This is a genomic window from Rhodococcus sp. FH8 (assembly GCF_019266085.1).
Classification (GTDB): Bacteria; Actinomycetota; Actinomycetes; order Mycobacteriales; family Mycobacteriaceae; genus Rhodococcus_F; species Rhodococcus_F qingshengii.
Genome location: NZ_LPNQ01000058.1, coordinates 1 through 764 on the forward strand (window position 1 = coordinate 1; position 764 = coordinate 764).

1 protein-coding gene is annotated in these 764 nt (G+C 61.0%); it reads left to right on the forward strand.

Annotation, left to right across the window (positions count from 1 at the left end):
* A partial coding sequence (locus ATN38_RS11490) for a condensation domain-containing protein (RefSeq protein WP_256931756.1) occupies positions 1–764 on the forward strand: 764 nt, incomplete at both ends.

Below are 764 nucleotides of genomic sequence, written 5' to 3' on the forward strand. Positions count from 1 at the left end.
GGGCGCCTGGTTCTGCTTCGGAGTTGGTGGTGGCTGCTGCTTTTGCGGTGGTTTTGGGGTGTGAGTCGCGGGTTGGTGTGGATGATGATTTCTTCGAGTTGGGTGGTAATTCGCTCAATGCGACCAGACTTGTCAGCCGCATCAACGCAGACCGAGGCACTGACATACCGCTGCGGGCCATCTTCGACTCGCCGACGGTAGCCGAACTCGCTGCGGTTCTCGACGCCTCATCATCCTCGAGTAGGCCGGCCCTGACAGCCCGGGTACGCCCGTCGGCGATCCCGTTGTCACCGGCTCAGTCCCGGATGTGGTTCCTCAACCGCTTCGAACCTGAGTCGTCGGCATACAACATGCCAGTGGTCCTTCGCCTCTCCGGCGCCCTCGACGAATCGGCGCTTGCTGCGGCAGTGGGTGATCTGGTGCTGCGCCACGAAGTTCTCCGGACGGTCTACCCTGAAGTGGACGGCATCGGTTTCCAGAGAATTCTCTCGCCGGATGACGCGGCCGTGGACCTGACGATCGAGTATGTGTCCGAAAGTGCTCTCCTCGTACGAGTTTCCGAAGTCCTCGGCGCAACTTTCGACGTCACGTCCGAAATTCCCATGCGAGCTCATCTGTTCCAGCTCGACGAGTTCGAGTACGTCCTGGCGATGACGGTGCATCACATTGCGGGTGACGGTTTCTCGATGGGTCCGTTGACGCGTGATGTGATGGTGGCGTATGAGGCGCGGACCCGAGGTATGGAGCCGTTGTGGGCGCCGCTC